Source organism: Citrobacter braakii, from assembly GCF_002075345.1.
GTDB classification, from domain to species: Bacteria; Pseudomonadota; Gammaproteobacteria; order Enterobacterales; family Enterobacteriaceae; genus Citrobacter; species Citrobacter braakii.
Map to the genome: position 1 here is coordinate 232,151 of NZ_NAEW01000006.1, position 20,211 is coordinate 252,361.

The window sequence follows — 20,211 nt, forward strand, 5'->3', positions numbered from 1 at the left end:
GCTAAAGTCGCAGTAAATTTCCTGCAAGGACTGGATATGCTGATTCTGATTTCACCTGCAAAAACGCTCGACTACCAAAGTCCGCTGGCAACGACACGTCATACATTGCCCGAACTGCTGGATCACTCTCAGCAGCTTATTCACGTGGCGCGCCAACTCTCTGCTCCGCAAATTGGCAAGCTGATGGGAATTAGCGACAAGCTGGCGGATCTGAACGCCACGCGTTTCCATGACTGGCAGCCTGATTTCACGCCGGAAAACGCGCGCCAGGCCATTCTGGCGTTTAAAGGCGACGTGTATACCGGACTGCAGGCTGAAACCTTCAGCGAAGCGGATTTCGACTTCGCTCAGCAACACTTACGGATGTTGTCCGGGCTGTACGGCGTTTTGCGTCCGCTGGATTTGATGCAGCCTTACCGTCTGGAGATGGGTATTCGTCTGGCCAATGCGAAAGGTAAAGATCTCTACCAGTTCTGGGGAGATACCATCACCGATAAACTTAACGAAGCGCTGGAAGCGCAAGGCGACAGCGTAGTGATTAACCTCGCCTCGGATGAGTATTTTAAATCCGTGAAGCCGAAAAAGCTCAATGCGGAGCTTATCAAACCGGTCTTCCTCGACGAGAAGAACGGTAAGTTCAAAGTCATCAGCTTCTATGCCAAAAAAGCGCGCGGCCTGATGAGTCGCTACATTATTGAGAACCGCTTAACGCAGCCAGAACAGCTGACCGCCTTTAACAGCGAAGGCTATTTCTTTGATGAAGAAGCGTCAGGAAATGGCGAACTGGTGTTTAAGCGCCAGGAGCAGTAGTAAAAAGGCCGGATGGCGGCGAACGCCCGATCCGGCCGACAGGTTTTGTAGGCCCGCTAAGCAAAGCGCCAGCGGGCACAACCGTTAACCGCGGGCCATCATCAGCTTGCGCAGTTCAGCAAAATCAGCAGGCAGGTGATGAGAAAGCAGCGGCAGGTCCGCGCGTTCCGCCAGCGCTTTTGGCAGCGCCAGCGTCAGGTCAAGAATCTCTTCAACGCTTTCTTTAAACTTGGCCGGATGCGCAGTGCCGAGGAACAGGCCGTACTCGCCAGGGTTCAGTTGGTCACGCAGCGCACGGTAAGCCACCGCCGCATGCGGTTCTGAGGTGTACCCCATCTCATGCAGCTCACGCATCGTGTCCTGAGTAGTGGCATCGTCAACAGCGGCATAACCCAGTTCATTCAGACGCCAGATCTTACGGCGGAACAGTTCTTCCACCCGCGGCCAGTTATTTGGCTGGCTGACATCCATCGCATTCGACAACGTCGCCTGAGTCGCTTTCGGCGCCCACTCACCTTGTGCAAGAAAGCGTGGAACCGTATCGTTGACGTTGGTCGCCGCGATAAAACGCTTCACCGGCAAGCCCAGTGATTTTGCCAGCAGCCCGGCAGTCAGATCGCCAAAGTTGCCGCTGGGAACGGAAATAACCAGTTGATTACGCGCCTCTTGCGGCAGTTGAGCCACGGCCTCAAAGTAGTAACAGATTTGCGCCAGCAGACGGCTGATGTTGATTGAGTTAGCCGAATTCAGCCCCAAAGCTACCTTCAGCTCTTCGTCATCAAACGCCTGTTTCACCAGCGCCTGACAGGCATCAAAATCGCCATCAATCGCCACGGTTTCAATATTGCCACCCAGTGTACAGAACAGTTTTTCCTGTAATGGGCTAATCTTGCCGTTCGGATAGAGGATCACCACGCGCACATTTTTCAGACCATAAAAGGCATGTGCGACTGCCGCACCAGTGTCTCCAGAGGTCGCCGTCAGAATGGTGACCGGTTTGTCGCCGCTGATATGCGTCAGCATCTGCGCCATAAAGCGCCCGCCAAAGTCTTTAAATGCAAGCGTTGGGCCGTGGAACAGCTCCAGACAGCCGATATCCGCGGCAACCTGAGCCACCGGCGCCGGGAAGGCAAACGCCGCACGCACGCGCTGTTCCAGAATCTCCTGTGGGATTTCATCACCGATAAATGCGGAAAGGATCTTCGCGCTGCGGCTAACGAAATCCTGGTTCAACATCTCATCGACTTCTGACAGATTGAATTCCGGCAAATCGTGCGGAAAAAACAATCCCTGATTCTTGCCAAGCCCTTGCGTGACGGCCTGTGCAAAGCTGACCTGTTCGTTATGATCTTTCAGATTATACAGTTTCATTGATTATCCCAGTACCCGTGCGCCCGCCGTGTCCAACCGGCAAATATGAACAAAGCCTTCCTGATTTTGCAGATACTTTTTACCCAGCCAGTCTGCTACACGCTGCGCCGTATCCGGCTTGTCGCACAAAGCGAACAGCGTCGGCCCCGAACCGGAGATGCCGCTGGCCAGCGCCCCGATTTCCGCTACCGCCTGACGCGCCTGGCTAAAGCCTGGCAGTAGGCGGGTACGGTACGGCTCAGCAATGACATCTTTCATCAGCTTCGCGGCAAGCCCTGGCTGACGGGAATAGCAGGCATGGATAAACCCAGCCAGATGCCGCCCGTGGGCGATACAGTCCTGACGGCGATACTGCGCAGGTAAAATCGCCCGCGCTTCTGCCGTCGACACTTTAATTCCCGGATACGCGAGGACCCACAGCCACTCATCAAAGCCTGGCACCTGCTGGCTGATAATGCCGTTTTCTTCGATCATTAACTGCATGCCGCCCAAAAAGCACGGGGCGACGTTATCGTAATGAATACTGCCGGAGATACGCCCTTCCAGCTCACCCATTATCGCCAACAGGCGCGTATCGTTGAGCGGTTTACCGCAATGCTCGTTCATGGCGACCAGCGCCGCCACAACGGAACACGCGCTGGAGCCTAACCCGGAACCAATCGGCATATTTTTTTCCAGCGTCATCGCCACCGGAACGCTTTTACCCAGCTCCTGACAGAATCGCTCCCAGCACTGGTAGACAATATTTTCTCGCGGCTCAGGCGGCAGCTTATTGGCAAAGCGACCGAGGTTGTTGAGGCTGAAATGGTCAGCCGCCTCAACGGATACCACATCGCCTAACAGCGAACCGTCCACCGGGGTTACCGCCGCTCCGAGCACATCAAACCCGACGCTCATATTGGCGCTGGAAGCCGGGGCATAAACTCTCACCATGTCAGACTCCTAACTTCCATGAAAGGGTGCGTAGCAGGTCGGCAAATACGCCCGCCGCCGTCACGTCGTTACCCGCGCCGTATCCGCGCAGAACCAACGGTAGCGGCTGATAATAATGGCTGTAAAACGCCAACGCGTTTTCACCGTTTTTCACTTTGAACAGCGGATCGTTGCCGTCTACTGCTTCTATTTTTACGCGACAGACGCCATCCTCTTCAATATTGCCAACATAGCGCAATACTTTCCCCTCATCACGGGCTTTCGCCACACGCGCGGCAAAGGCGTCATCCAGCTGCGACAATTTCGCCATAAACGCGGAAACATCACCGGAATCATCAAACTCTTTTGGCAGGACCGGCTCAATAACAATGTCAGAAAGCTCCAGCTCACGACCGGTTTCACGGGCCAGGATCAACAGCTTACGCGCCACGTCCGTACCGGATAGATCGTCACGCGGATCGGGTTCGGTATAGCCCAGCTCACGCGCCATGGTGGTGGCCTCGGAGAAGCTCATGCCTTCATCCAGCTTGCCGAAAATAAACGACAGCGAACCAGAAAGAATGCCGGAGAAACGTTGCAGTTCATCGCCCGCGCTGAGCAGATTTTGCAGGTTCTCAATTACCGGCAAGCCCGCGCCTACGTTGGTGTCGTACAGGAATTTACGACGAGACTTCGCCGCAGCAAAACGCAGCTGATGGTAGTAATCCATCGACGACGTGTTGGCCTTTTTGTTCGGCGTAACCACATGGAAGCCTTCGCGCAGGAAATCCGCATACTGATCCGCAACCGCCTGACTTGACGTACAGTCGACAATCACCGGATTGAGCAGATGATATTCTTTCACCAGACGAATTAAGCGCCCCAGGTTGAAAGGCTCTTTCGCGCTTTCCAACTCCGACTGCCAGTTTTCCAGATTCAGACCATGGACGTTGGTCAGCAGGGCCTTCGAGTTCGCCACACCGCACACGCGCAGATCGATATGCTTCTTTTTAAGCCAGGTTTGCTGACGTTTAAGCTGCTCCAGCAGCGCACCGCCCACGCCGCCAACACCAATGACAAATACTTCAATCACCTGATCGGTGTTGAACAGCATCTGATGGGTCACACGCACGCCAGTGGTCGCGTCGTCATTATTCACCACTACCGAAATGGAACGCTCAGACGAGCCCTGGGCGATTGCCACGATATTAATGTTCGCGCGAGCCAGCGCGGCAAAAAATTTCGCCGAGATGCCACGCAACGTGCGCATACCATCGCCAACGACCGAGATGATCGCCAAACGCTCAGTCACCGCCAGCGGCTCCAGCAAGCCTTCTTTCAGTTCGAGATAGAATTCATCCTGCATGGCGCGTTGCGCACGCGCGCAGTCGCCCTGCGGGACGCAGAAGCTGATGCTGTATTCAGAAGAGGATTGGGTGATCAGCACCACCGAGATGCCTGCGCGCGACATCACGGCAAAAACACGCGCCGCCATCCCCACCATGCCTTTCATCCCAGGGCCGGAGACGCTAAACATCGCCATGTTATTGAGGTTAGAAATCCCTTTTACCGGCAAATCGTCATCATCACTGCTGGCACCGATAAGCGTGCCGGGCGCTTGTGGATTGCCGGTATTTTTAATCAGGCACGGGATCTGGAACTGGGCAATAGGGGTAATGGTGCGCGGGTGCAGCACTTTAGCGCCGAAGTAAGAAAGCTCCATCGCTTCCTGATAAGACATCGACTTCAGCAGTCGGGCGTCGGGTACCTGGCGCGGATCGCAGGTATATACGCCATCGACATCGGTCCAGATCTCACAACAATCGGCGCGCAAACAGGCGGCCAGTACGGCGGCAGAGTAGTCAGAGCCATTACGCCCCAGCACCACTAACTCTCCTTTCTCATTCCCGGCGGTAAATCCTGCCATCAGAACCATATGGTCCGCAGGAATACGGCTGGCGGCAATGCGGCGCGTAGATTCGGCGATATCAACGGTAGATTCGAGGTAATGGCCTACCGCCAGCAATTTCTCTACCGGGTCGATGACGGTCACGTTGTGCCCGCGCGCTTCCAGCAGGCCAGCCATGATGGCGATCGACATTTTTTCACCACGGCAAATAAGCGCGGCATTGATGCTGTCCGGGCACTGACCCAGCAGGCTGATACCGTGCAGGACGTGCTTAATCTGTGCAAACTCTTGTTCAACAAAGGCTTTGAGCGGAGCCTGCGGGAAACCCGGTTGCGCGGCGGCAAGACCCACCAACAGCTCAGAGAAAATGCGTTCGGCGTCGCTGATATTGGCTAAAGCATCCTGACCACCGATGGTCTTCTCAATCATCGCCACCAGATGGTTGGTAATTTTTGCGGGGGCAGAGAGAACGGTCGCGACCTGCCCCTGTCTGGCATTGCTTTCCAGAATATCGGCAACCCGCAGAAAGCGCTCTGCATTTGCCACTGATGTACCGCCGAACTTCAACACTCGCATGGTTTACCTCATTGCCTTTGGTCGAAAAAAAAGCCCGCACTGTTTAGGTGCGGGCTTTTTCTTGTGTTTCCTGTACGCGTCAGCCCGCACCGTTACCTGTGGTAATGGTGATGGTTGTGGTAATAGTGATGCTGATGCGTTTCATGATGTTGTGTGCTCTGTAATTATTTATTATCTGTCCTGTATTCTTTTAGGGTTAAAGTATCTGCTGACCTAAGTCAATAAATTTTTAAATTGGTCACATTCCGAAACTTGTTCACGAGCGACTGCTTGCCCTTTTAGTTTCGACCAATACAGTATGTCACCCCTACTTGAATCCAGAGCAAAACACCACGCAACAAATGTAGGTCGATATTTTATTTCGTGATGCTTTTTTCTATATCATGTAAAAAACGGTGCAACATTGCCGTATCTCGCTGCCCTAACAGACCCATTCGCTGTTGCAGCCAGTCCGTCAACTTGATGTCGTCAGAAACGTTCAGCGTGGCTAATAAACGCAAAACGCGCGCGCGCAATGCCTGTAGCTGAAGCTCATCCGTCACCTCAATGTTTTTGACGGGTTGTTGTATTAAACCTGCTAATTGATAGCAATACACCATCACCGCCTGCCCCAAATTGAGTGAAGGATAGTCAGCCACCATAGGTACACCGGTGAGTACATCCGCCAGGGCCAATTCTTCGTTGGTCAGCCCTGAATCTTCACGACCAAAAACCAGCGCGGCGTGATCCATCCACGTTGATTTTTCCTGCAGCAGAGGAACCAGTTCGACCGGCGTAGCGTAGTAATGGAACTTCGCCCGACTACGCGCAGTGGTCGCGACGGTAAAATCTACGTCGTGCAGCGCCTCCGCTAACGTTGAAAAAACGCTAATATTATCAATAATATCGCCAGAACCATGCGCGACCCATCGCGTGGCGGGTTCCAGGTGGGCTTCGCTGTCAACGATGCGTAATTGGGTGAACCCCATGGTCTTCATAGCGCGGGCAGCCGCACCAATATTTTCCGCTCTGGCGGGGGCAACCAGAATAATTGTTAAACGCATTTCGATACTCTTTTTGGCCAGTCTGCAAGGAAAAATGTGACGTGCTTCAACATATTACGCAGAGCGAATTTACATATTTTTAACAGAAATCACTGAAAAAGCATTTCGCATCCATTAAAAAATGCTAAACTATTTCCCGGGTGTACTATTGCTTTTTATGTTAACAAAAGTTGCATATCCCTCTGTTTATCCATGATAATTTAATTTAAAATGGATCGCACTGGTTGGATTCATTACATTTATTAATTTGCTCGTGCAACTAGTTGTAATATTGCAATTTTGTGATGAAAGCAAACATTTGGATACGTTGATTTCATCAAACTGTTAACGTGCTACAATTGAACTTGATATATGTCAACGAAGCGTAGTTTTATTGGGTGTCCGGCATGTCTTAGCCTGTTATGTTGCTGTTAAAATGGTTAGGATGACAGCCGTTTTTGACACTGTCGGGTCCAGAGGGAAACTACCCACGACCAAGCTAATGATGTTGTTGACGTTGATGGAAAGTGCATCAAGAACGCAATTACGTACTTTAGTCATGTTACGCCGATCATGTTAATTTACGGCATGCATCAGGCAGGTCAGGGACTTTTGTACTTCCTGTTTCGATTTAGTTGGCAATTTAGGTAGCAAACATGCAGACCCCGCACATTCTTATCGTTGAAGACGAGTTAGTAACACGCAACACGTTGAAAAGCATTTTCGAAGCAGAAGGCTATGATGTATTCGAAGCGACAGATGGCGCGGAAATGCATCAGATTCTCTCTGAATATGATATCAACCTTGTGATTATGGATATCAATCTGCCTGGGAAAAATGGCCTGCTGTTAGCGCGTGAACTTCGCGAACAAGCTAACGTTGCGCTGATGTTCCTGACGGGCCGTGATAACGAAGTCGATAAAATTCTCGGCCTCGAAATCGGCGCAGACGATTACATCACCAAGCCGTTTAACCCGCGCGAACTGACTATCCGTGCTCGTAACCTGCTGTCCCGTACCATGAACCTGGGTACTGTCAGCGAAGAACGCCGTAGCGTCGAAAGCTATAAGTTCAATGGCTGGGAGCTGGACATCAACAGCCGCTCTCTGATTGGTCCTGACGGTGAGCAGTATAAACTGCCACGCAGCGAATTCCGCGCCATGCTTCACTTCTGTGAGAATCCGGGCAAAATCCAGTCTCGCGCAGAACTGCTGAAAAAAATGACCGGTCGCGAACTGAAGCCGCATGACCGTACCGTTGACGTGACGATCCGCCGCATTCGTAAGCATTTCGAATCAACGCCGGATACGCCAGAAATCATCGCCACCATTCACGGTGAAGGCTACCGTTTCTGCGGCGACCTGCAGGATTAATTCAATCCTCACTGGTATAAAAACGGCGCTTTATGCGCCGTTTTTCATTTCCCTACTCCCCTATTTCCACAAGCGAAATTCGTCGCTCTGCGCAGGCTGAAGTTCTGGAAGTTCTGTAGATTTTGGCTTTGTTTTTGGCTGTGCCAGCGAGTGCCAGTCAAGATGACGCGTCAGGAACATTACCCCACAAAGCGCGAACAACAGCACGCCGGTTCCCAGCAGTAAAGAGCTATCCTGTGAACGTAGCAGCACCCACATCACACCATCCAGCCCCAGCAGCGCCACGGTGAACAAAATACTGTTCCGCCAGCCCTGCAATATCGCCTGCAGATACACACCGTTCATCAACGCCCCCACCAGACTTGCCGTTATCCACGCCGCCGTAAAACCGATGTGTTCTGACATTGCCAGCAGCAGCAGATAAAACATTACCAGCGATAGCCCCACCAGCAGATACTGCATCGGGTGCAGGCGCAGATTGGTCATACTTTCAAGGACGAAGAAAGACATAAAGGTCAGCACAATCAGCAGGATGGCATACTTTGTCGCCCTGTCCGTTAACTGATACTGATCTGCTGGCGTGGCGACGGCGACGCTAAACGCTGGCATGCCCAGCCAACCAATCTTTTCGTCGTTAAAGCGCTCGCCGAGGTTGTTCGCAAACCAGCTGCTTTGCCACTGAGCCTTGAATCCTGATTCGCTATTTTCGCGCTTAGCCGGGAGGAAGTCCCCAAGAAAGTTGGGATGCGGCCAGTTGCTGGTTAAGGTCATTTCACTGTTACGTCCAACCGGAACGACGGAGAAATCGCCGGTTCCGCTCAAATTAAGCGACAACGCCATGCTCAGATTTTGCTCAGCCCAGCTCGCATCGGGTAGCGGAATGTGGATCCCCTGCGCACGTCCATCCAGCCCTGTCCCAGGCTCAACGGCCAGCGACGTTCCATTGACCTGCGGCGCTTTTACCACGCCAATCCCACGCGCGTCCCCCACGCCAACCACAATAAACGGTTTGCCGATGCTGATATTTGGATGATTTAAATCACTCAACCGTTCGGCGTTAAACTCAGCCTTCACCGAAACATCATTGTGCCAGACCTGGCCCTCATAAATACCGATTTTACGCGCTTCAACGTTCTGATTCCCCTCAACTACCAACGACTCCGGCAGCCAGAAATGGATATAGCTACGCTTACGCTGGATTTCTTTGCCATCCTCCAGTGAGGTGTAAAGTTCCGTTAGCGGAATGGCTATCAACGGTCCTACCATCTTTTGCGGCCCGCTTGTGCTCTGTCGGATAGCATCTTCGACTTCATCGCGGTAATCCGATCGCTCCACGATGATCTGCCTGACCATCGTCAGCGGAATTAACAGCAGCAGTATTGCGCCACCTAAGGTGACTATTTTCCAAAACAGGGGTGATTTAAACATAGCGTTCTCCTTTGCAATATCAGCAAGGTAGAGCAGCTATGTGCGGAGAATTTGAAGTTATGTGAAGTGAGCGTGAAGCGTAAACGAGGCCTGTGCGCCGCCTTGTGGTCGGTTGCACAATGTCACCGTCCCCTCGTGCAGTCGCGCAACCTCACTGACAAACGCCAGCCCTAAACCGCTGCTCTTATGCCCATTTTCACGGGGCAGCGAATAGAAACGCTCAAAAATACGCGGCAACGCGAAGTCGGGGATTCCGCTGCCGCTGTCGATTATCTGCAACGTGACCAGTTCATCCTGCTGATGCGCGCTCAGCGTAATCGTCCCGTCCTGTGGCGTGAAGTCGATAGCGTTGTCGAGCAAATTCCCCAATGCCTGCTCCAGTAACGCAGGATCGGCGGCGACGCTAAGCGATGAAGGCATAATGGTAAGCGTGATGTTTTTTGCCGCCAGTTGCACGCTACGCGCCTCTTTGAGCTGAGCAAACAGCGCATCTACCGCCACTGGCGTCAACGTAATGTCCTGTCGATTCTCCAGCCGCGCCTGGCGTAACAGGGTTTCGACCAGCGCCTGCATGCGCGCATTTTGCGTCAGGATATTATCGGTAAAGCGCGCAACCACGTTCGGCGGCGGACCTTCGCGCAAAATCTCAGCCGCGCCGCGAATGGCCGCCAGCGGACTTTTCAGTTCATGCGTTAACGCATAAACATACTGCTCAATGTAGTTTTTGCCCTCCAGCTTCAGTCGCATACTTTCCAGCGCCTGCGCCAGTTTACGTAGCTCGCTGCTACCTAAATCAGGCAGTGGGACGGGGCGATTCTCGGTAACGGAGTCGGCATAGCGCGCCAGCCGGGCGATGGAGCGGTTTATCCACCATACCATCCCGATGCCAATCACTAAGGCAATGCCCAGCAATACGGCGCTGGCCCACAGCATCCGCCGTTCACTGCGTTTAATCACCGGCGCCATCGCCGCATTCGGTTTACCGACGCTAAGCACTCCGATAATACGTCCGCCGTCTACGATCGGCGCGGCCACGTACATCACTGAACTTTCCGGATCGTTCGGGTTTTGCGGCGTACTGCGGGCGCCATATTGCCCACGCAGGGTTAACCACACGTCGTTCCAGCGAGAATAGTCCTGACCGACAGCCTGGTTTGCGGAATCAAACAACACTTTACCCTGCGCGTCCGTCATGTAGACATGGTATTCATTACGGACTTTGTTAATGCCGCTGATATTGGCGCTGAATGGGCGGTTATGCAGTTGCGAAAATGCCTGCGCCAGCTTGCCGTTGGCGGGAGAGTCAGAGAGCAAGTCATCGCGCGCCAGCGCAGCCAGCAGCGTGGCGGTATCAATCAAAGTGCCTTCGGTTGCCCGGCGGACGCCTGGTTTAATTTCCTGTACAAAGATCGACAAAACGAACCAGGCGGCGACGGCAACAATCAGAAAATAGCCGAGCAACAAACGCATGCCAATGCGCATCAGACGCTCCTCAGGCTATATCCCATACCGCGATGCGTATTGATGGGGGAAAGCTCAGGGTTGATAGCCCGCAGCTTGGCGCGCAGCGTTTTAATGTGGGTATCGACCGTTCTGTCAAAGGTGTCCTGTGCATCGGCCCAGACTAAATCCATCAACTGCTGGCGTGAGTAAATGCGCCCCGGCGACAACAGCAGCGTTTTCAGCAACAGAAATTCATAGCGCGTCAGGTTTAACGGCTTGCCGAACCAGGTAATCTGCGCGGCCTGCTCATTAAGTTCAAAATCGCCGCAACGCGTCGTCGATGAAGGAGCAGAGAATTTCTGCACCCGCCGCAGCAGCGTACGCACGCGGGCGCACACCTCGCGCGGTGAGAAAGGCTTGGCAACATAGTCATCCGCGCCAATTTCCAGCCCCAGCAGGCGATCCACCTCATCGCTACGCGCGGTCAGAAACAGGATCGGCAACGCTGGATGCCGCTCCAGCAGGCGTCGACACAGTTCAAAACCGCTGATATCTGGTAGTCCGACATCCAGAATGATTGCATCAGGACAACGCTGGCGAGATTTCTCCAGCGCAGGTAACCCGCGCTCAAACGCTTCCACGCTAAAACCTTCCTGCTGCAGCATGTAGATGAGCGTATCGGCAATGCCCTGCTCATCCTCAACCAACCAGATCAACGGTTGTTGCATTTTGCTTCCTTGTTATTCCCGCCACGGCATGATGGGCACCGCGCTGATGGCATTTTTGGGCGATCCATCGACCACTTTATCTGAATAGGCCAGATAGGCCAGGGCATTACGTTTCGCGTCGTAAAAACGCACGACCTGTAAGGATTTAAACACCAGCGAGGTACGTTTTTTAAATACCACTTCGCCCTGCGCTTTGCCGTTCTTGATTCTGTCGCTCAGTTCTACCGGCCCCACCTGCTGACAGGAAATGGCGGCATCGGAGGTATCTTCCGCCAGCCCCAACCCACCTTTGATGCCGCCGGTCTTCGCCCGGCTCACGTAGCAGGTCACGTTGGTAACATCAGGATCGTCAAACGCTTCGACCACAATTTTATGATCCGGCCCAAACATTTTGAACACCGTATCGACAGATCCAATCTGCTCCGCATGGACAACCTGCGCCAACATCAGCAGAATTGAGGAAATGATTAAGCTCTTATATTTCATATTGTTACCATTTTTAAAAGTTACTCTGTGTAATTATTCGACATTCTAAGATAAAACGTATACAGATCACAGGATTACAATAATCACGCTTTCGAATGATCGAAAAAAGCATTTATGAGCAAAAAAAACACTGAATGCTAAAACAGCAAAAAATGCTATTATCCTCATACCTGACGTCAGGTACTCGTTGTTGAAAGGATGAGGATATTTTATGGATCAGGCTGGCATTATTCGCGACCTATTAATCTGGCTGGAAGGTCATCTGGATCAGCCTTTGTCGCTTGACAATGTGGCGGCAAAAGCAGGCTATTCCAAGTGGCACCTGCAGAGAATGTTTAAGGACGTGACGGGCCATGCTATTGGCGCCTATATCCGCGCCCGTCGTTTATCGAAATCCGCAGTGGCGCTGCGCCTGACTGCACGCCCAATTCTGGATATTGCGCTGCAATATCGCTTTGACTCTCAACAAACCTTTACCCGCGCGTTCAAGAAACAGTTTTCCCAGACGCCTGCGCTGTATCGCCGTTCACCGGAATGGAGCGCGTTTGGTATTCGCCCGCCTATGCGACTGGGTGAATTTGCCATGCCTGCGCACGAGTTTGTCACGCTGGAAGATACGCAACTGCTTGGCACCACGCAAAGCTATTCCTGCTCGCTGGAGCAGATTTCAGATTTCCGTCATGAAATGCGAATTCAGTTCTGGCGCGACTTCCTTAGCCAGGCTCCTGCGATCCCACCGGTGCTGTACGGGCTGAACGAAACGCGTCCGAGCATTGAAAAAGATGACGAGCAGGAAGTGTTTTACACCACAGCACTGACGCCGGAACAGGCCAATGGTTATGTGCCGTCGGCACAGCCTATCCTGCTACAGGGCGGCGAGTATGTGATGTTTACCTATGAAGGGCTGGGGACCGGTGTACAGGAGTTTATCCTGACGGTTTACGGCACATGCATGCCAATGCTGAACCTGACGCGCCGTAAAGGGCAGGATATCGAGCGATACTACCCGGCAGAAGATGCCAAAGCGGGAGATCGCCCGATCAACCTGCGCTGCGAATTCCTGATTCCGATTCGCCGCTAGCGCTGCAGTTCGTCTAACGCAGGGGCGTCCAGATGTGAGATGTCCCCTGCCGTTTCAACTACCCATCCCGGCGCAAGCCACAAACTTTCCTGGTAATCGACGCGAGAAATAGAACAGTTGCGCAGACGCAGGCGACGTTCAGCCCATGCCGGTAATCCCAGAATCGTACTCACCAGACAACCCAGTGCAATACCGTGACTGACCAGCAGCGGACGACTCCCCGGCGGCAGTTCCAGACAGGATGCCAGCGCCGCGTGGACGCGATCGCTCAGTTCCTGCATCGATTCCCCTTCAGGAATACGCCCCTCCACCGTACCGTTCACCAACTGGCGACGCCAGCCCTCTTCTTCCGACGTCAGCGTATCGATATGGCGTTGCTCCAGCACGCCCATATTCAGCTCGCGCAAACGTGCGTCATAGGTGATATCACAGCCACAGGCCTGGGCGATGATTTCTGCGGTGCGTCGTGTACGACCTAAATCGCTACTGATGACATGCGTAATACCAAACGTGCGGGCGCGTTCGCCCACCTGCATGGCTTGCTGTTCACCTTTGGCGGTCAGTGGGCTGTCTGACTGGCCTTGAATACGTCGCTCGGCGTTCCACTGCGTTTCGCCATGGCGAACAAGGTATACCTGTAACATGCTTTTTTTCCGTTATACTGCGATGCGATGAATTTTCAAACTGAGCTTAATTATGCACAAGGTTATCTCTGCGACCACCAATCCTGCCAAAATTCAGGCAATTCTGCGGGCATTTGAAGAGATTTTCGGGGAAGGATCCTGCCATATTGAACCCGTCGCCGTCGAGAGTGGCGTGCCGGAACAACCTTTCGGAAACCAGGAAACGCGCACTGGCGCACGAAATCGCGTTGATAATGCGCGCCGTCTGCACCCGCAGGCTGATTTCTGGGTCGCTATTGAAGCGGGAATTGACGACGATGCGACCTTCAGTTGGGTGGTGATTGATAATGGCGTCCAGCGCGGCGAAGCCCGTTCAGCCACGCTGCCATTGCCTGCTGTCATTCTCGACAGAGTCCGTCAAGGCGAAGCGCTCGGTCCGGTGATGTCGGACTACACGGGTATTGATGAGATTGGCCGTAAAGAGGGCGCAATCGGCGTCTTTACCGCGGGCAAGCTGACGCGCTCAAGCGTATACCACCAGGCGGTGATTCTGGCGCTCAGCCCATTTCATAACACAGTGTATTTATAGCATTGTGCCGGATGGCGGCTTCGCCTTATCCGGCCACAACCGCTCCACATAATTAGGCCTGAAAGCGAAGCGCCATCAGGCATTTTTTAGCAGCACCTGCTCCAGCCAATGACGCAGATCCACCGGTGCGGATTTGAGGCTGTTCGACCCCCGAGTAATGGTGGCGATCCCCGCCCCGAGCTCGTTTTTAAGCTCGCGCTGACTCATCTCGCCGCGCAGCAGCTCTTCAATGATACGCACGCGCGTGCCCAGCGCTTCGCGCTCATCCGGCGTTAACATCAAATTGAGCAGGGGCAGGTGTAAGTCTTGTTCATAGGCGTGTTTAAGCAGATCGACAAAACGTAACCACTCCTGGTGACGCTGTTCTGCCATCTCTGCCGAATAGGGTGATTGCTGAGTCATAAGTTATCGCCATCGTTGCGGGGGAAGCGTGCTTGCCTCCCCCTTTTGTACTCTTTAACGAGTACGATAGCATAACACAACCGACACGATCAGTAACGACGTTGCCATTCTGCGTCGCTCATCAACTCCGGTTTGTCACCGAGGAAATAGCGATAGTACGCATCGTAAGCCAGCACGTTCTTCACGTAGCCACGCGTCTCAGAGAATGGAATGCTTTCGACAAACGCGACAGCATCGATACGACCCGCGCTATTGCCAAGCCAGGTGCGAACGCGCCCCGGTCCGGCGTTATAGGCCGCCGACGCGAAAATGCGGTTATTACCGAATTGCTGATAGACATACTGTAAATAGCTGGTACCAATGTTGATGTTGGTATCAGGATCCAGTAGTTGGCTCGGGCTGCTGTAACCTGGAATCGAGAACATTTTCACCGTATGCGTCGCCGTGCCCGGCATAATCTGCATCAGCCCGCTGGCACCAACCGGCGATTTTACTTTCGGGTTCCAGGCGCTTTCCTGACGCGCTATCGCCATCGCATAGCTTGGCGGAATATCCTTGCCGCTGGTGTAGCGTGTAAACAGATCCTTGTAGGCCAGCGGGAAGCGCTCTTCCAGATGATCCCACAGCTTACCGGCGATCGTCGCTTGTACGCTCAGATCCCACCAGTGATTGTTGAACGCGTAACGCGCCAGCTGAGCCTGCTCAGACTTCGTGCGACTGGTGACCAGATTCGCCCATTCACTGCGCGCGGTATTGTCCAGGTTCCAGTACATTAGCTCGCGCACACGTGCCATTTCCGGTCCCTGAGTCAGCGCAGAGTCAACGTTTGCCGGGGCTTTATCCACTTTCAGCTCGTACTCTTCACCCAGACGCTGTGCCGCCACCATCGGATAGAAACCGCGCTGCTGCATGAGCTGGTGCAGGATCTCTTTGGCTTCCGCCTCACGCCCGCGCTCAAGCAGCAGATCCGCCTGCCAGTAACGCCACTCATCTTTCTCTTTTGCTTCCATTGGCAGACGCGCCAGCCAGGTATTCAGACCACGACGATCGCCGGTTCCCAGCGCCATGCGCACACGGCGTTCCACAAGCGAGGTGGAATTCGAGCGCATAATGGCGTCATCGCGCCATTTGGCCTGCTCATCGGTAACGTCATTGCCCATCAGACGCCAGGCGACGATGTCGCGCAGCTCCTGGGTTTGCTCGTCATTCAGCTGTTGCGCCTGCGCCAGAGACGGGATCATCAGGCGGGCGTTTTCCGCATCCTGACGCGCCACGCTGGAAAAAGCCACCGCCGCCATCTGTCGGGTGAAATCCGTCGCGCCAGTGGTGCGTGCAAAGGTCATCACCGAATTCGGATCGTTGGCCAGCGCGATGATCGCCGAAGCGATAGTTTGGTATTGCGCGGGCATTTGCCCAGCTAACGCCGTGACCAGACCGGTATTCCCGGCTTTCATCGCCAGACGAATACGCTCCAGATACGCCAGCGGATCCTGAGTTCCTGAGGCGCGCCATACGCCGAATAATTTGTCACAGGCGTTGGGCTGGCTTTTCCCGCTCAACCACAGTTCTTTCGCGCCCTGCCAGGCCTCTTCGGTTTGCCCGGTGCTCCATTTCGCAAAGTAATAGTTGCATTGCGCTTCCGTGGTACCCGGTTTTTCTGGGCTGAACGCCAGTAGTCCACGCCAGTCCTCCCGTCGCGCCAGTTCATTCACGAAACGTGATTGCAGAGTACGCGCGGGGGGCAGCGTCGGGTTGGCGCGCACAAAATTGGTAACGGTAATGGTGGGCTGATTCATCAGATCGTCAGTAATCTGACGATATTCCAGATAAGGATACAGAGGATAATTCTTCAGGCCGGGCATCATCTGCTCTACGACATCCATCTGTCGGTTATCCCAGGCCTGTTTAATTTGCGCATAGCGACTGCGCTGCTCATCCAGGGAATCGGCTCGCGCCACTTGACTGACCGTCAGCAGACATACGCTGGCCGCCAGCAGGCGCCAGGTAAATTGATTGGCTTTGTCCACAAGCTCTTCCTCTTCTCATGTTACGTCTGTGCAGCATCATGCCGCTTAATTAGTTCATGCTAACCAGACATTGCAGAATGCGCCACGTCACGGACACTTTTTTACTTTTGTTGCGAGTGAGATCTGCTGGCTGGGATTGGGCAATGAAAAAGGCTACACTTCGCCTTTGATAACTATTTACCAATAATTAGCCCTAAATAATTCAAGTTGCAGCAAGGCGGCGAGGGAGTAAATCCCCTGAGCGTACAAAGTGCGTGACTGGGGGGAACGACAAATCTGTCAGGAACAGATTTGAACGCTGCGGAGCAGCGGCCCGCAAGGGCGAGGCTCATGGATGAGCCGAGTAACTCACAGCCAACGCATCTGCGGCTTGAAGTATGACGGGATAAATAAAGAGGCGAGTCCAACGTGGCCCAATTTGTTTATACCATGCATCGTGTCGGCAAAGTCGTTCCGCCGAAACGTCATATTCTTAAAAACATCTCACTGAGCTTCTTCCCTGGCGCCAAAATCGGTGTACTTGGTCTGAACGGCGCGGGTAAATCGACCCTGCTGCGCATCATGGCCGGCATTGATACCGATATCGAAGGTGAAGCTCGCCCACAGCCTGGCATTAAAATCGGTTACCTGCCGCAGGAACCGAAACTAAACCCGGAACATACCGTTCGTGAATCCGTGGAAGAAGCGGTTGCCGAAGTGGTTAACGCGCTGAAAGGTCTGGATGAAGTGTACGCAAAGTACGCCGAGCCGGACGCCGACTTCGATAAACTCGCTGCGCAACAGGGCAAGTTTGAAGAGATCATTCAGGCGCACGACGGTCATAACCTGAACGTGCAGCTTGAGCGTGCCGCTGACGCCCTGCGTCTGCCGGACTGGGACGCTAAAATTGAGAACCTCTCCGGTGGTGAACGCCGCCGCGTCGCGCTGTGCCGCCTGCTGCTGGAAAAACCAGACATGCTGCTGCTCGACGAACCGACTAACCACCTGGACGCCGAATCCGTTGCGTGGCTGGAACGCTTCCTGCACGACTTCGAAGGCACCGTGGTGGCGATTACCCACGACCGTTACTTCCTCGACAACGTTGCGGGCTGGATTCTGGAGCTTGACCGCGGCGAAGGTATTCCATGGGAAGGCAACTACTCCTCCTGGCTGGAGCAGAAAGATCAGCGTCTGGCGCAGGAAGCGTCTCAGGAAGCGGCTCGCCGTAAATCCATTGAGAAAGAGCTGGAGTGGGTGCGTCAGGGCGCTAAAGGCCGTCAGTCTAAGGGTAAAGCCCGTCTGGCACGTTTTGAAGAGCTGAACAACACCGAATACCAGAAGCGTAACGAAACCAACGAACTGTTTATCCCACCTGGAGCACGTCTGGGTGATAAAGTCGTTGAAGTCACCAATCTGCGTAAATCCTACGGCGATCGCGTTCTGATTGACGACCTGAGCTTCTCCGTACCGAAAGGCGCCATCGTCGGCATCATCGGTCCGAACGGCGCGGGTAAATCTACCCTGTTCCGTATGATGTCCGGTCAGGAACAGCCAGACAGCGGCACCATCACACTCGGTGAAACCGTCAAGCTGGCTTCCGTTGACCAGTTCCGTGACGCCATGGACAACAGCAAAACCGTGTGGGAAGAAGTTTCCGGCGGGCTGGATATCATGAAGATCGGCAACACCGAGATGCCAAGCCGCGCCTACGTAGGCCGCTTCAACTTTAAAGGTGTTGATCAGGGTAAACGCGTAGGCGAACTCTCCGGCGGTGAGCGCGGTCGTCTGCACCTGGCGAAGCTGCTGCAGGTTGGCGGCAACATGCTGCTGCTTGATGAACCAACCAACGACCTGGATATCGAAACCCTGCGCGCGCTGGAAAACGCCCTGCTGGAGTTCCCGGGCTGCGCGATGGTCATCTCGCACGACCGTTGGTTCCTCGACCGTATCGCGACCCACATCCTGGATTACCAGGATGAAGGTAAGGTTGAGTTCTTCGAAGGTAACTTTACCGAATACGAAGAGTACAAGAAACGCACGCTGGGCGCAGATGCGCTGGAGCCGAAGCGTATTAAGTACAAGCGTATTTCGAAGTAATTACCGTTAAGCGCCGGATGGCGGCGTTACGCCTCATCCGGCCTACGAGGTGAGTCCGACTTGTAGGCCGGATAAGCGCAACGCCATCCGGCATTTACGCTATCTCTGCTCGCCCATCAACTCTTTCACCAACTCCACGCAGCGCAGAAATCGACCGTCATAGTCGGGCTCCTGAACGTGCACAAAATTGATATTGTTTTCCTGCAGCATCTCGACCAGCAGCGACTGAAACGCTTTTCTGTCAACCGAACTGCCGAGACTGCGTAAGCCATCCGCCACCCATGGAGTGTTGTTCTCCAGCAGGATCACCAGGTCAAAGCGATACTCGTCAATCAGGGCCTGCACAAACGGGTGTTCACGCCCTTCATACTTTTTGCAGAAGGCCTGAGTGGTAACGAAATCGGTGTCGATAAACGCCACTTTATTGGCATACTTGACAGCAAAATCAATGTATTGGGCTTGTCCCAAGGCGATTTTATCGTAGTCGGAATACTGCAACGCCATCTCATCACCGCCCAAATGGGAGAAGACGTAATCACGCCCATATTCCCACGCACTGGTAGTGTTAAAGATATTGGCGAGCTTGTTCACCAGCGTCGATTTTCCGCTCGACTCTCCGCCGAGGATCGCCACAGTGCGCACGAAAAACGGCTTCACTTCTGTAGGAATATACTCCCAGTAGCGAAACGGGTTCTCACGGATTTGCCCGCCGCTGATGTTCATAAACGTTCGTTTGGGATCCACCAGCACGGTTTCGATCCCCAGATGTTCCAGATACTGCGGGGCATCTGACTCTTCAGAAGTGTAAATCCAGTTAGGCTGGATCCCTTTCTCCTGCATAAACGTTTTGATCCCGTTGCTCCACACATCCCAACCGTGTGGGTACGGCTCCATCCCCTCTTCGTTGAAGGCATGAATACGGATATTTTTCTGATACTTAAAGGTTTGCAGCAGCCAGCGTAGACGATCGGGCACCGTGGGCTGTTGCGACATAGCGCTGTCTTCAAACAGGCTGCGATCGCGCGTGTCGTCATACCCCATGATGATATGCAGTTCATCGACCTGACTACACGCGCGCTGGATAAGATAGATATGGCCGGTATGCAGCGGATAAAACTTACCGAATACCACACCGATATTCTTCTGCTGGCGCGGAAACTCCAGCCCGAGAAACCGGTGCAACGCCTCCAGCTTTTGCGCGCTGGGGCTTTTAATTTTGGCATTCAGCAGTTGGCTTAAATATCCCTTGGTCATGCCACTGGCATCTGCCACCTGTTGCAGGGTACAGCCCTTTTGCTTAATGGCGGTTTTCAGATAATCAAATGACACAAGAGCCTCCTGCTGTAAAAATAAAC

Annotated in this window: 19 protein-coding genes and 1 other annotated feature; of the genes, 5 read left to right on the plus strand and 14 right to left on the minus strand. The window is 53.6% G+C overall.

The window, feature by feature from the left end:
- The first annotated feature begins 36 nt into the window (after positions 1-36).
- Positions 37-810, plus strand: a complete 774-nt coding sequence (gene yaaA / locus BZK42_RS15165; protein ID WP_016155647.1) for a peroxide stress protein YaaA — start codon at positions 37-39, stop codon at positions 808-810.
- Between the two features lie 84 nt (positions 811-894).
- Here the strand turns inward: yaaA and thrC are convergent, their stop codons facing one another.
- From thrC to yjjY, 6 genes are all read right to left on the minus strand, one after another.
- Entirely contained in the window at positions 895-2,181 is a 1,287-nt protein-coding gene (gene thrC, locus BZK42_RS15170; protein WP_075847928.1) for a threonine synthase, read from the minus strand.
- A 3-nt stretch (positions 2,182-2,184) separates the two neighbouring features.
- Positions 2,185-3,114 carry a homoserine kinase gene (thrB, locus tag BZK42_RS15175; protein WP_080859395.1) on the minus strand — a complete coding sequence of 310 codons (930 nt, stop codon included), beginning with the start codon at positions 3,112-3,114 and terminating at the stop codon, positions 2,185-2,187.
- A 1-nt stretch (position 3,115) separates the two neighbouring features.
- Positions 3,116-5,578 carry a bifunctional aspartate kinase/homoserine dehydrogenase I gene (gene thrA, locus BZK42_RS15180; protein WP_047500133.1) on the minus strand — a complete coding sequence of 821 codons (2,463 nt, stop codon included), beginning with the start codon at positions 5,576-5,578 and terminating at the stop codon, positions 3,116-3,118.
- Between the two features lie 23 nt (positions 5,579-5,601).
- Positions 5,602-5,728, minus strand: a sequence feature (Thr leader region).
- Positions 5,658-5,723 (minus strand): thr operon leader peptide, encoded by a 66-nt coding sequence (thrL, locus tag BZK42_RS15185; RefSeq protein WP_032337689.1) that lies wholly within the window; start codon positions 5,721-5,723, stop codon positions 5,658-5,660. It overlaps the preceding feature by 66 nt.
- Before the next feature lie 206 nt (positions 5,729-5,934).
- Positions 5,935-6,621: a tRNA/rRNA methyltransferase gene (locus BZK42_RS15190; protein WP_016155643.1), complete on the minus strand. Its 687-nt coding sequence runs from the start codon at positions 6,619-6,621 to the stop codon at positions 5,935-5,937.
- 399 nt (positions 6,622-7,020) lie between these two features.
- Positions 7,021-7,161 (minus strand): YjjY family protein, encoded by a 141-nt coding sequence (gene yjjY / locus BZK42_RS28330; RefSeq protein ID WP_042998021.1) that lies wholly within the window; start codon positions 7,159-7,161, stop codon positions 7,021-7,023.
- Positions 7,162-7,256: 95 nt separating this feature from the next.
- On the opposite strand from yjjY, the gene arcA reads away from it, so the two are divergent.
- The gene (gene arcA / locus BZK42_RS15200) at positions 7,257-7,973 is read left to right on the plus strand and encodes a two-component system response regulator ArcA (protein ID WP_001194359.1); all 717 of its coding nucleotides are present in this window, start codon (positions 7,257-7,259) and stop codon (positions 7,971-7,973) included.
- A gap of 60 nt (positions 7,974-8,033) precedes the next feature.
- Here the strand turns inward: arcA and creD are convergent, their stop codons facing one another.
- The 4 genes from creD to creA are packed head-to-tail and all read right to left on the minus strand — an operon-like array spanning position 8,034 to position 12,058.
- Positions 8,034-9,401 (minus strand): cell envelope integrity protein CreD, encoded by a 1,368-nt coding sequence (gene creD / locus BZK42_RS15205; RefSeq protein WP_080859396.1) that lies wholly within the window; start codon positions 9,399-9,401, stop codon positions 8,034-8,036.
- 57 nt (positions 9,402-9,458) lie between these two features.
- Positions 9,459-10,883 (minus strand): two-component system sensor histidine kinase CreC, encoded by a 1,425-nt coding sequence (gene creC, locus BZK42_RS15210; protein ID WP_019078322.1) that lies wholly within the window; start codon positions 10,881-10,883, stop codon positions 9,459-9,461.
- Positions 10,883-11,572, minus strand: coding sequence for a two-component system response regulator CreB (gene creB, locus BZK42_RS15215; RefSeq protein WP_080859397.1), 690 nt, complete (start codon positions 11,570-11,572; stop codon positions 10,883-10,885). Before creB ends, creC begins: the two co-directional genes overlap by 1 nt.
- A 12-nt stretch (positions 11,573-11,584) precedes the next feature.
- Positions 11,585-12,058, minus strand: a complete 474-nt coding sequence (gene creA / locus BZK42_RS15220) for a protein CreA (protein ID WP_016155640.1) — start codon at positions 12,056-12,058, stop codon at positions 11,585-11,587.
- Between the two features lie 211 nt (positions 12,059-12,269).
- Here creA and robA point away from each other — a divergent pair, with 211 nt between their 5' ends.
- The gene (gene robA, locus BZK42_RS15225) at positions 12,270-13,139 is read left to right on the plus strand and encodes an MDR efflux pump AcrAB transcriptional activator RobA (RefSeq protein ID WP_003837295.1); all 870 of its coding nucleotides are present in this window, start codon (positions 12,270-12,272) and stop codon (positions 13,137-13,139) included.
- On the opposite strand, the gene gpmB is transcribed toward robA, so the two are convergent.
- Positions 13,136-13,783 (minus strand): 2,3-diphosphoglycerate-dependent phosphoglycerate mutase GpmB, encoded by a 648-nt coding sequence (gpmB, locus tag BZK42_RS15230; protein WP_016155639.1) that lies wholly within the window; start codon positions 13,781-13,783, stop codon positions 13,136-13,138. The genes robA and gpmB overlap by 4 nt on opposite strands.
- Before the next feature lie 52 nt (positions 13,784-13,835).
- Here gpmB and yjjX point away from each other — a divergent pair, with 52 nt between their 5' ends.
- Positions 13,836-14,351, plus strand: coding sequence for an inosine/xanthosine triphosphatase (yjjX, locus tag BZK42_RS15235; RefSeq protein ID WP_080859398.1), 516 nt, complete (start codon positions 13,836-13,838; stop codon positions 14,349-14,351).
- A gap of 75 nt (positions 14,352-14,426) precedes the next feature.
- Here yjjX and trpR read toward each other — a convergent pair whose 3' ends face one another.
- Together trpR and sltY are read right to left on the minus strand one after the other, a co-directional pair.
- A complete protein-coding gene (trpR, locus tag BZK42_RS15240) occupies positions 14,427-14,753 on the minus strand; it encodes a trp operon repressor (RefSeq protein ID WP_019078321.1) in 327 nt (108 codons plus the stop codon).
- A gap of 89 nt (positions 14,754-14,842) precedes the next feature.
- Entirely contained in the window at positions 14,843-16,780 is a 1,938-nt protein-coding gene (sltY, locus tag BZK42_RS15245) for a murein transglycosylase (protein WP_047358370.1), read from the minus strand.
- Positions 16,781-17,188: 408 nt separating this feature from the next.
- Between sltY and ettA the strand changes: the two genes are divergently transcribed.
- Complete coding sequence (gene ettA / locus BZK42_RS15250) at positions 17,189-18,856, plus strand: energy-dependent translational throttle protein EttA (RefSeq protein WP_003019019.1); 1,668 nt, start codon at positions 17,189-17,191, stop codon at positions 18,854-18,856.
- Between the two features lie 99 nt (positions 18,857-18,955).
- Here the strand turns inward: ettA and nadR are convergent, their stop codons facing one another.
- A complete protein-coding gene (gene nadR, locus BZK42_RS15255) occupies positions 18,956-20,185 on the minus strand; it encodes a multifunctional transcriptional regulator/nicotinamide-nucleotide adenylyltransferase/ribosylnicotinamide kinase NadR (protein WP_016151614.1) in 1,230 nt (409 codons plus the stop codon).
- Positions 20,186-20,211: the final 26 nt, after the last annotated feature.

Excerpts from the sequence above, each read along its gene's own strand:
- yaaA (WP_016155647.1), top strand. The coding sequence starts at position 37 with ATGCTGATTCTGATTTCACCTGCAAAAACGCTCGACTACCAAAGTCCG.
- thrC (WP_075847928.1), bottom strand. The coding sequence starts at position 2,181 with ATGAAACTGTATAATCTGAAAGATCATAACGAACAGGTCAGCTTTGCA.
- thrB (WP_080859395.1), bottom strand. The coding sequence starts at position 3,114 with ATGGTGAGAGTTTATGCCCCGGCTTCCAGCGCCAATATGAGCGTCGGG.
- thrA (WP_047500133.1), bottom strand. The coding sequence starts at position 5,578 with ATGCGAGTGTTGAAGTTCGGCGGTACATCAGTGGCAAATGCAGAGCGC.
- BZK42_RS15190 (WP_016155643.1), bottom strand. The coding sequence starts at position 6,621 with ATGCGTTTAACAATTATTCTGGTTGCCCCCGCCAGAGCGGAAAATATT.
- yjjY (WP_042998021.1), bottom strand. The coding sequence starts at position 7,161 with ATGACTAAAGTACGTAATTGCGTTCTTGATGCACTTTCCATCAACGTC.
- arcA (WP_001194359.1), top strand. The coding sequence starts at position 7,257 with ATGCAGACCCCGCACATTCTTATCGTTGAAGACGAGTTAGTAACACGC.
- creD (WP_080859396.1), bottom strand. The coding sequence starts at position 9,401 with ATGTTTAAATCACCCCTGTTTTGGAAAATAGTCACCTTAGGTGGCGCA.
- creC (WP_019078322.1), bottom strand. The coding sequence starts at position 10,883 with ATGCGCATTGGCATGCGTTTGTTGCTCGGCTATTTTCTGATTGTTGCC.
- creB (WP_080859397.1), bottom strand. The coding sequence starts at position 11,572 with ATGCAACAACCGTTGATCTGGTTGGTTGAGGATGAGCAGGGCATTGCC.
- creA (WP_016155640.1), bottom strand. The coding sequence starts at position 12,058 with ATGAAATATAAGAGCTTAATCATTTCCTCAATTCTGCTGATGTTGGCG.
- robA (WP_003837295.1), top strand. The coding sequence starts at position 12,270 with ATGGATCAGGCTGGCATTATTCGCGACCTATTAATCTGGCTGGAAGGT.
- gpmB (WP_016155639.1), bottom strand. The coding sequence starts at position 13,783 with ATGTTACAGGTATACCTTGTTCGCCATGGCGAAACGCAGTGGAACGCC.
- yjjX (WP_080859398.1), top strand. The coding sequence starts at position 13,836 with ATGCACAAGGTTATCTCTGCGACCACCAATCCTGCCAAAATTCAGGCA.
- trpR (WP_019078321.1), bottom strand. The coding sequence starts at position 14,753 with ATGACTCAGCAATCACCCTATTCGGCAGAGATGGCAGAACAGCGTCAC.